Consider the following 9,276-nt stretch of genomic DNA (forward strand, 5'->3'; position numbering starts at 1 on the left):
AGCAAGTTGTTAGAATGAGGTATTAGAGTGAGGCATTAGAGCAAGTTGTTAGGAGGTATTAGAGCAAGTTACTAAAATAAAATATTAGAGTCAGGTATTAGATACGTGGAAGAGAAAAAATATCAAAGTTCTTTAAACAGTGTGATTATTCAGATAAAGCCTATCAAAAATTTCAATGATCATACTGTCATCTTTCAGCTTTACATAACTTGATTATTCTGCCATTTAAGATACTGGCAACTTCAAAGTGTACCTAATGCTACCGTTTTTAGGATAATCAGGAATTAGTTTAAGACTACTTGAATTATATTATTAAGACGCCTTCACGTTTAAAATTATTAATCCAAACTCTTTTATATAAATGGATATATCGAATCTCAATGTATGGCACAAACGCTTCTTCCTATTCAGGTCGTACAAAGTCAGAATGAAACTCGAATTTACATCTGTCTTTGTGTGGAGATTTTAGTGTCACATGATACGTAGATTTCATATTAATATATCAAAACGCGATAGAAGTGGTTTGAATGCAACATGAGTTAATAGATGTAGTATTTCGTTCCCAGAAAAGAAGAGACCTCCTTTTACTCTTGGGAGAGAAACCAAGAACAATGGAAGAAATTAAGACCCTTCTTGATGTTTCTCCCACGGCTATCTTACCCCAGATCAAAAGGCTTACAGACAGTGACCTTGTAATTCAAAAAAATGGCAACTACGAATTGACAGATATGGGAGACCAGGTCTTTAAAAAAGTCCAATCCCTTGTCAAGGTCCTTACTTTACTCGAACAAGACAATTACTGGATCGAACACGATCTAAGTGGAATTCCTAAGTATCTCCTCGACAGAATAGGAGACTTAAAGGACTGCAAGCTGGTTGAACCTGATCCTAGCCAGATTTTTGAGCCGAGTACGGAACTTTTGAATTTCTTCTCCTCATCACGTTATCTGATGGTATTTTCGTCTTTCTACAGGCCTGAGTTCCTTCCACTTTACACCAGGCTTGGAAGACTGGAGTCAGATGTTACCCTTATTTTCACAGAGTCAGTACTCGAAAAAATTATGCAGAATTATCAAAAGAAAGTAAGAAAACTTGCCACAATGCAAAATACCGAACTTTTTGTCTGTAATGACGGGGTCAAGCTGGCTGAACTTATGGTCTCAGACCATGGCATGATAATTTCTCTCTTTGACAACAACGGGAGATTTTATTATGAATACATGTCCTGTTCCGAACCTGAAGCCATAAACTGGGCAAAAGAATTAATAGAGTTTTGTAAGTCTAGAGCCTGGCAAATCGAGAACGAACAATATATTGATAATTTTATTAGTACAGCCGAGAGCGAAGCTCTTCAGGAATCCATGCTGTTCAGCCTTAACTGATAAACAAAGCAACAGGTTTGCAAAGTAGTTTATAAGGCAATTTGCAAAGCAGCTTGTAAGCCAGTTGATAAGGCAATTTGTACAGACATAAGTCTTCACAATCACGCTCCAGAACCGCTTCAGACTTCCTTTTCGGAGGCTAAATTGAATGAGTACAGAACTTCAGTTAATAGATACAATTTTTTTTTCGGATAAGAGGAAAAATTTGCTTTTACTCCTGAAGGATGGGCCAAAGACAATTGAAGAAATTAAGAAAGGGCTTAAAGTCAGTTCTAGCCCAATAATGGCCCAGATCCGAATCCTGCTTAAAGAAGGGATGCTGGTGCAAAAAGGAGACAGCTATTGTCTCTCTGTAAAAGGAAAGCTTATTATCCCAAAAATGGAACCTCTTCTCGCCACTTTCCAGGTCTTTGACGAAAACCATGACTATTGGGCAAGGCAGAACTTGCGGACTCTTCCTCCTCACTTGCTGGACCGAATCGGAGAACTTGGTAGCTGTAAGGAACTTTTACCTGAGAGAACCCATATTTTTGATTACCCTCCTGAGATTATGGACCCTCTTTACAAGTCCAGAACAGTTACGGAAATTTCTTCAATTTTCCGCCCTGGATATCCGAGCCTCTACCTGGACCTTGCAAAAAAAGGCATCGAGGTCTCGCTTGTCCTGGAAAGACAGATATGTGAAAGACTAATTTCTGACTACAGGGCAGATGTAAAAGAGTTCTTAAACATGGAAAATGCGCACCTTTTTGTCTGCGACCAGAAAATTGAGCTTGCTTCCAGCATTGTTACAGATCGCTTTATCTCGCTGTCCATGATCTCTAAGGAAGGAAGATACTATAACCATGAAATGATAAGTTTTGAGAAAAGCGCCCTTGTCTGGGGTCAAGAACTTATTAACTATTACAAAGACCTGTCCGAACAAATAACTCAAATTTAGTTTTTGATCAGTTTAGTTTTTGATCAGTTTAGTTTTTGATCAGTTTAATTTTTGATCAGTTTAATTTTTGATCAGTTTAATTTTTGATCAGTTTAATTTTTGATCAGTTTAATTTTTGATCAGTTTAATTTTTGATCAGTTTAATTTTTGATCAGTTTAATTTTTGATCGGTTTAATTTTTGATCGGTTTAATTTTTGATCGGTTTAATTTTTGATCAGTTTAGTTTTCAGCTAATTTAGTTTTCAGCTAATTTAGTCTTTTTCGTCCCCAAAACTTAAAATAATCTAAGTTCCAGCTTATTTAAGCAATGAAAAAGCAAGGTTTCCCAGCAGTCGTTGGCGAAAATACTGAAATCCTGATTTTCGGGTCTCTTCCAGGAGATGTTTCTATCAAGAAACATCAATACTACGGTCATCCGGGCAACGATTTCTGGAGGCTGCTTGGCAATATTATCGGAGAAGACCTCCAGAACATGAGTTATCAAAATCGGCTTGAAACTCTGAAGCGCAATAAAATAGGGCTCTGGGATGTTTTCAAAGCCGGAAAAAGGAAAGGAAGCGAGGATACAAAGATAAAGGACGAAGAAATAAACCAATTTTCAGTACTGAAAGACATGGCTCCGAACCTGAAACTTGTCCTTTTTAACGGGAAAAAATCCGGAGAATACGAACCGATTATAAAAGCAATGGGATATGAAACAAAAGTCCTCCCCTCGTCAAGCGGAGCAAACCGGCGATCTTTAAATAGTAGAAAATCAGAATGGGAAGCAGCTTTCAAGCGCTGTTAGACCATTCTTACCTAACTATCTCCCACTCTTTTGAATATTTTTCGTTAATAGAGTAAACTTTGTATAATTTCAACCTTTTCAGGTTATTTGACTTCTATAGCCTGTATGGGGCAAACTTCCTCACAGGCTCCGCAGTCTACACATTCTTCTTCGTCTACGACCGCACAACCTTCGTCCTCATCGATAATAATTGCTTCTACAGGACACTCTTCTACACAGGTTCCACAGCCTGTACATTCTTCTTTCTTGACTTTTGCTGGCATCTTATTGCTCCTTTATTTTTCCAACCTTTTTTATACTTTTCTTATGTTATTCTATTCAGATCAGTATTTTGGATCAGTGTTTTTAAAGCATATACGAGATTTAGAGTCTAAATTAGTCTGAAGCCCAGGTTACCCTGAACCTATTTTTAATTATGTCATTTTAAATATATAAATCTGAGCATATCATTTTCAACCATTTTCCAGGCAAAGTTTTTTCTGTTCTTTTTTCACTTGCCAATAATTCGAGTTTTTTCCAGCCGATCCAGAATTTCAAGCAACTTCTTCTTGAGCCTGTTGGCTTCTCGAATCTGCCTGAGATAAGCCTCCCATTCTTCAGTATTTCCAATAGATTCCAATGTCTCCTTTATTTTTCGGAGGTACATTGATGCTTCTTCATATGAGCTTACTTTTGTTTTGGAGATCAAGTCTTCTGCAATGTTTTTCCAGATTCCGATCGCAACCTCAGGATATTTGTCCTTTACAGCATTTGCAATTTCTTCTTCCAAGGTGAATCTTCTGGTTTTTTCAGCTTCGCCTTTGCCACTTTTAAGCTCTCCATACCAGTGAATTACCTCGTCAGCCTCATCTTCTTGAATAGCTATCTGTATCAACAGGTCAAGGATAGGAGGTTTAATCTTTTCTAACGGTTCCGCATCTAGCAGCCCTGTTTTTGGAAGAATGCCAGGAAGGATTGAAAATTCTTCTGTAGTTTTGGGCTGATTGGCTGGCAACTTTCCACGTCTCAAGTACTGGAGAGCAGCCTCTCGGATTTCCTTCCATTTCCCAATCTTTCTAGCGGCTTTCTGCATCCGAATATAGCTGGATAGTTGTGGAAATCTGAAAAATTCTTCAGTCTCAAGAGCAGCTACAAAAGACCAGTTTTCCTCATTCTCTTTAATTTCAATAAGGGTTTGCAAAAGTTCGTAGGCAGTGCCAGGTTTATATTCCCTCAGTTTTTTGATTCCTCTATAAATCCATTCTTCTGCTCTCTTTTTTTGCCCGAAATCGAGCAGTTCTCTGACAAGCCTTGTATAATTACCTGTCCTTTCGGCTTCGAGTTCGGAGATCGGAATAATTTCTTCAGAAAGCCCAGCTTTTCTCAGGGCATCGATAAGCCTGTCAACAACATAATCTCGTTCCCAGGATGACTCATACAGGATATCTGTTTCTGTTTCAACTTCCTGCAATCGGGCTTTCAAGGCTTTTGCAAATAGCTTCCACTCTTCCTGAGCATAGGTTTCTCTCCAGATAGAAGGTTCATTAAGAATGCTATAATCGTCTTTTAGCTCAAGTTCAAGGGCGTAAAGCATTTTCTCATGTGCAGAAAGAGAGGACTGAGATAAAGCTCTAAATACAACATCCATGCAGCCGGAAATTTGTGTTCCTACATCCCCTTCGTCATCATACTCCTCAATTTCTTTATACTTATCCATGAGCTCTTTTCCGATATCAAGTATCTCATCAGGATGACCTGAATCAAGGAGACTTTCCAGCCGAACCTGTACCTCTGAAAAATCAGGCACTTCTTCGCCTTCGTAACTCCAGAAATCAGAATCAGAGCTCTTCAATTCTCTCCAGAGCTCATCCAACTCGGAATAGATGCTCCCAATAACTCCTTCCGGATTTTTGGTTGCAAGGTTCTGGCGGTCTCTCAGATACCTGCCAAGCATGTTATCTTTTTTCGCAAACGTTGTCAGTATCTCAATTAATTCCCGTTTTTCCAGTTTTTCCAGATACTCGCGGAGAATCTTTGAAGAATCTTCGGCCTCATAGGCTTCAGAAATTTCGGTTCCTGCAAATCCTCTTCTGGATCTTTTAATAAGGGTGTCTTCCTCAGAAACAACAGGTAAATCTTCTCCCTGCTCAACACGGTCAAGATACTCAAGTACGGCTGCAACTCCGTGTTTACAGTCATGTCCGACAGGGCAGGTACAGACCGAACTTAGTTTCCCGTTTTTCAGGAAAACTTCTGTGAAATACTCTATTGTCCCCTCTACCCGAGCTACCAGACTACCTGAGGATGTGCATTTTATTTCTTTTACCCGCTCCTCTTCCTGGTATTTGATCCCCTTTGCAGTTGCTTTCCCTCCGGCCCAATCCTGGAGATCACTCCATTTAAGTTCCTTGAAGGTCCGGGCAGTTTTGCTTTCTTCTGGCATATATGAGTATTTATATAAAAGGGATATAAAAATAAACGTATAGTCTCTGTGATATAATTCAGTGTTTTAGAAGTTCAATTGCAAGCCACATTGCTGAGGACGAAATCTTGTTTTCCGGATGTTAACTGCTTAGCTAGTGTAGAGTTGCTGAAATTAGACTTAAAACTGAAAAAGAGATGCCGGAAACTTATCCCTAAACTTGATTCTTTGATTTGAACTCTTTCTTTGACCTGCATTTAATGAGATTTCAAACTCACTTCACCACAATAGTAACGTAAAAGCGATCTATTATCGAATTTTCTCCTCCCCAATCACGCCATTTTCTAATACTAAGCCTATAAGAGCCTTTTTCCAATAACCGAAACTGTAATACTCGAACACCTCCTGTCCCCATCGCATCTCCAGCTCTCTCAAAACTGTCACCTACTATTTCCAATCCTTCGATGGTCTCTACATCCCATCGGTAGCCTGTGCTGGGATTTTCATCAAGGCGTACAGTCACTACACTTTGAGCCTCCACTTCTATAGTACGGCCAAAATCCTGATTGTTCAGTATAATCGTAAACTCCTCCGGAATTTATTCAAATTTCTATTTTTAAAAAAAAATGGCACATAAGCTGCATCCAAGCTGCATCCTCAACCATCTCCGCAAAATTTACATTTTGCATTTGGCACCATACCTTCTCACCAGGCTCTATTTTTGACACGAGGCAACATATGTGTGTAGGAGGTAATCTTGATTAAAGATTTTTTAAAACTCGCTATTTGTGGAACCGTCAGAGTTTAAGTCCGAAGTTTCCTGTGTCAATCCAGTTCATTGAGATAAGAGACCAGAAGTCCACTGCGAACTTATTCAGGACATATTCATAGGGCAGCCAGCCATACCCCTGGTCTCCCCAGTCTGTACCCCATGAGTTGCGAATCAGGAGAGCACCAGTGGTTTCCTTGTTGCTGAGAGTGTTTTTGATTTTTATATCATCGTCATATCCGACAGCAACTACTGCATGGCCCCATATTGCCTGTTCTTTGGGACCTGGGAAAGGAATTCCACCTTTTACATCTGTATTGTTGAAAGAGGGAAAACCAAAAAAACCGAACATTGAAGGTATTCCTGCCGCAAGGTACTTCTTTACACTAAAAAGAACATCTGCAGGCAGGATATTCATACCCTGTGGATCATGGCAGAAATACTTAAGGGCTTCAAAATTATCGGCAAGCGAATATACAAAGTTTGATGGTTCTTCGTCGAAGGTTGGTTCCCCTGCCGGCCCCGGGATTTTTCTGTCAGTATAAGGGTGATATTTTTCAGGAGGAACTCCGCAAAGAACAAGAGCTGCCATAGTATCTCGGAGCCAGGCTCCGGTATCTCCTATAACTCCCATCAGGTTTCTTGTCGTTTTGTAGACAAAAAGCCTTGACCCGTCAATATGTTTTCCAAAGGCCCGCCTCTGGAAATATTCAATCACTCCTACGCCTGCGTGAGCAGTACAGGAACCCAGATCCATCTGGTTTTCAATTGGCGAACACCAGTTTCGAAGGTCTACCGATGCAGGCAACTCCGGAGCTTCAGATTTCGTTTTGAAAGACAGGAGCCCGAGTTTTTCTGCCATTTCAGGAATTTTAGTATCTTCTTCTGTTGTTCCTTCCGTGTAATCTCTTAAGTCCGGCAACGGAGGAAGCCAACCAGTTGAAAAAGTTTCCCCAGTTTCCGGAATCTTCACCTTTTCGAAAGCAGCTGCTATACCAATCACTTTATTACCCCACTCATTTTAATTATTATAGATTACCAATGACTAATTTATCCAATAGTTTTGTTGTTCCATACTACAGATTTGATCTTTATATATCCACAATTTTAATATTTTATCAACTGATATTTTTGATAATTGGTTTATGAAAAGTTCCAGTGGCTTACTTTCTAAAACTGATATTCAACTTTAAAAATAAAGAGTCCTTTTGATATTCAATTACATAAACTCAGGTTAATTGCAGTAAAGATAAAATAAATTACTACATGTTATATTAATAGTAAAAATAATAACTATTTTGAAACATTCCTGCGTAACAGTGTTCTGAAACTCACTTTTTCCAACAATTTTTTAATTTTTAAACTTAATCTAATATTTTGTTTTTAGTAATGAAAAAATATATTTTTCTCCCTATCCGTCCTTAATATTTCCAAAACGAGAATATATCACTACTCTAAAGAAAATCCAGAGATTCACTGGTAATCCCTCCAGTACACAATTAATAACTATTATTTTCTCACAATATTTTACATTTATGAGTGATTTACATTTGAACATAATCCATGGAAAACTTTGTATATATTGTAATGCTTTTCTATATTGTGGCTAGTTTTCCATAGGATGGTAGTAAATGACAATTAGTGAAACTGCAAGTACAGTGATGCACTCTTCATATATAACATTTGAAAAGAATCAGAATATAGATGAATATACTGAAGAATATATTGTAAATTCAATAGAAGAATGTGATCTTTTATTGGAAGAAGCATTGTGTAAACTTAGCGACGTTATAGAATCTCTTTCACGAGATTCCTTCAAAGAAGAGAAAGATCGCATGTCAGTAACCGATGCTACAGCACTGCTTTCTCATCGGAATGCGTTTGTCCGTGAGTTATCAGAAGCAAGAGATTATCTCATTGCAGAACTTGTAGGACATCGAAAGTATATCAACGAGATGTCGAAAGAAGCAGATATTATGCAGGAAATATTCTGATGAAATAGTCAATGAAAGTCAGTAAGGCCAAGATGGGAGCATTATGACATTTCATACTATTATATATTGTGAGAAAAGTAAGCAGCTTTCTGAAGGAGGAGGCTTACCTCATAATTAACAGTTCATTTTGTAAACAGATATTTCCGTTACTTGATGGTCTACGAAAACAGATTTTGAACCAAAAACAAACAGTCGCCAGAGGGATTCGAACCCTCGGGCCTACTGATTACAATCAGCCACTACACCTATAAGCAGTGAAGGTAATGCACAGAAAAACAACCAGACTCTAATAGTGATTAAGAACTTAACCAGCTCATCCTAAAAACTTAGTTTCAGATTTTGAGTCCTTAAAGTTCCTTGCCTTGACCAAACAGTTTTTGTTTTATTGTGAGCCAATCCCAAAACTACTTCTGTTTTCAAATAATGGCAATTGGGCAGTGACATGTTAGCATAGTAGATTGCGGCATCTCATCTCAGTGAGATGTTTGGAACGCATTATGCAGTCATTAGTTCGGCACTGGGCGTTTCCGAAGCGAATGGGATTGGTCAGCCCGAAGTAGGAACTCTTGAAGCTCGGCTGACTAATGCACCGGATTCGATGAGGTTGATTCCAACCCATAGAGGTCAAAGGCTTCCAGCCTCGAAAATTGCAGATATTCCTACTCGCCCGAGTAGTATCAAAAATCCCATATACTTCGCACTAACTCCTCAAAGTTTCACCGATTTTGACTGGCTGGTTGTCCTGAATTCAACGACTTACAGTCGTGGTGGATCGTGGCTGTAACAATGAGGAGCTAATCCCAAGCAGTAAAAACCTTCGATATAGAAGTTATACGGGCTATCTTGAGAACTCTATCTTGAGAATTATCTTGAGAACTATCTTGAGAACTATCTTGAGAACTATCTTGAGAACTATCTTGAGAACTATCTAGAGAACTATCTTGAGAACTATCTTGAGAACTATCTTGAGAACTATCTTGAGAACTATCTTGAGAACTATCT

Annotated in this window: 10 protein-coding genes; 5 read left to right on the plus strand and 5 right to left on the minus strand. The window is 38.7% G+C overall.

What is annotated here, in order from left to right:
* The first annotated feature begins 527 nt into the window (after positions 1–527).
* The 3 genes from ASJ81_RS09425 to ASJ81_RS09435 all read left to right on the plus strand — a co-directional run bounded on the left by ASJ81_RS09425 (position 528) and on the right by ASJ81_RS09435 (position 3,110).
* Positions 528–1,382 carry a helix-turn-helix transcriptional regulator gene (locus ASJ81_RS09425; RefSeq protein ID WP_170943264.1) on the plus strand — a complete coding sequence of 285 codons (855 nt, stop codon included), beginning with the start codon at positions 528–530 and terminating at the stop codon, positions 1,380–1,382.
* Positions 1,383–1,530: 148 nt separating this feature from the next.
* The gene (locus ASJ81_RS09430; RefSeq protein ID WP_095644250.1) at positions 1,531–2,322 is read left to right on the plus strand and encodes a helix-turn-helix transcriptional regulator; all 792 of its coding nucleotides are present in this window, start codon (positions 1,531–1,533) and stop codon (positions 2,320–2,322) included.
* Between the two features lie 308 nt (positions 2,323–2,630).
* Positions 2,631–3,110 carry a DNA-deoxyinosine glycosylase gene (locus ASJ81_RS09435; RefSeq protein WP_095644251.1) on the plus strand — a complete coding sequence of 160 codons (480 nt, stop codon included), beginning with the start codon at positions 2,631–2,633 and terminating at the stop codon, positions 3,108–3,110.
* 83 nt (positions 3,111–3,193) lie between these two features.
* On the opposite strand, the gene ASJ81_RS09440 is transcribed toward ASJ81_RS09435, so the two are convergent.
* The 4 genes from ASJ81_RS09440 to ASJ81_RS09455 form a co-directional block, all read right to left on the minus strand.
* Positions 3,194–3,373 carry an indolepyruvate ferredoxin oxidoreductase subunit alpha gene (locus tag ASJ81_RS09440; RefSeq protein WP_048108218.1) on the minus strand — a complete coding sequence of 60 codons (180 nt, stop codon included), beginning with the start codon at positions 3,371–3,373 and terminating at the stop codon, positions 3,194–3,196.
* A 227-nt stretch (positions 3,374–3,600) separates the two neighbouring features.
* Positions 3,601–5,532, minus strand: a complete 1,932-nt coding sequence (locus ASJ81_RS09445; protein WP_095644252.1) for an SWIM zinc finger family protein — start codon at positions 5,530–5,532, stop codon at positions 3,601–3,603.
* A 253-nt stretch (positions 5,533–5,785) separates the two neighbouring features.
* Entirely contained in the window at positions 5,786–6,052 is a 267-nt protein-coding gene (locus tag ASJ81_RS09450; protein WP_275112547.1) for a protease inhibitor I42 family protein, read from the minus strand.
* A 256-nt stretch (positions 6,053–6,308) separates the two neighbouring features.
* Positions 6,309–7,283 (minus strand): C1 family peptidase, encoded by a 975-nt coding sequence (locus ASJ81_RS09455; protein WP_095644254.1) that lies wholly within the window; start codon positions 7,281–7,283, stop codon positions 6,309–6,311.
* A gap of 628 nt (positions 7,284–7,911) precedes the next feature.
* Here ASJ81_RS09455 and ASJ81_RS09460 point away from each other — a divergent pair.
* Both ASJ81_RS09460 and ASJ81_RS09470 read left to right on the plus strand, forming a co-directional pair.
* A complete protein-coding gene (locus ASJ81_RS09460) occupies positions 7,912–8,274 on the plus strand; it encodes a hypothetical protein (protein ID WP_095644255.1) in 363 nt (120 codons plus the stop codon).
* Between the two features lie 481 nt (positions 8,275–8,755).
* A complete protein-coding gene (locus ASJ81_RS09470) occupies positions 8,756–9,058 on the plus strand; it encodes a hypothetical protein (protein WP_095644256.1) in 303 nt (100 codons plus the stop codon).
* 10 nt (positions 9,059–9,068) lie between these two features.
* Here the strand turns inward: ASJ81_RS09470 and ASJ81_RS23280 are convergent.
* The coding region (locus ASJ81_RS23280; RefSeq protein ID WP_212556063.1) for a hypothetical protein at positions 9,069–9,276 on the minus strand (208 nt) is incomplete at its 5' end.

Origin of the sequence: Methanosarcina spelaei, from assembly GCF_002287235.1 — an archaeon.
Taxonomy (GTDB): domain Archaea; phylum Halobacteriota; class Methanosarcinia; order Methanosarcinales; family Methanosarcinaceae; genus Methanosarcina; species Methanosarcina spelaei.

What these genes read in the sequence shown, in the direction of transcription:
- ASJ81_RS09425 (WP_170943264.1), top strand. Translation starts at nt 528, where the DNA reads ATGCAACATGAGTTAATAGATGTAGTATTTCGTTCCCAGAAAAGAAGA.
- ASJ81_RS09430 (WP_095644250.1), top strand. Translation starts at nt 1,531, where the DNA reads ATGAGTACAGAACTTCAGTTAATAGATACAATTTTTTTTTCGGATAAG.
- ASJ81_RS09435 (WP_095644251.1), top strand. Translation starts at nt 2,631, where the DNA reads ATGAAAAAGCAAGGTTTCCCAGCAGTCGTTGGCGAAAATACTGAAATC.
- ASJ81_RS09440 (WP_048108218.1), bottom strand. Translation starts at nt 3,373, where the DNA reads ATGCCAGCAAAAGTCAAGAAAGAAGAATGTACAGGCTGTGGAACCTGT.
- ASJ81_RS09445 (WP_095644252.1), bottom strand. Translation starts at nt 5,532, where the DNA reads ATGCCAGAAGAAAGCAAAACTGCCCGGACCTTCAAGGAACTTAAATGG.
- ASJ81_RS09460 (WP_095644255.1), top strand. Translation starts at nt 7,912, where the DNA reads ATGACAATTAGTGAAACTGCAAGTACAGTGATGCACTCTTCATATATA.
- ASJ81_RS09470 (WP_095644256.1), top strand. Translation starts at nt 8,756, where the DNA reads ATGTTTGGAACGCATTATGCAGTCATTAGTTCGGCACTGGGCGTTTCC.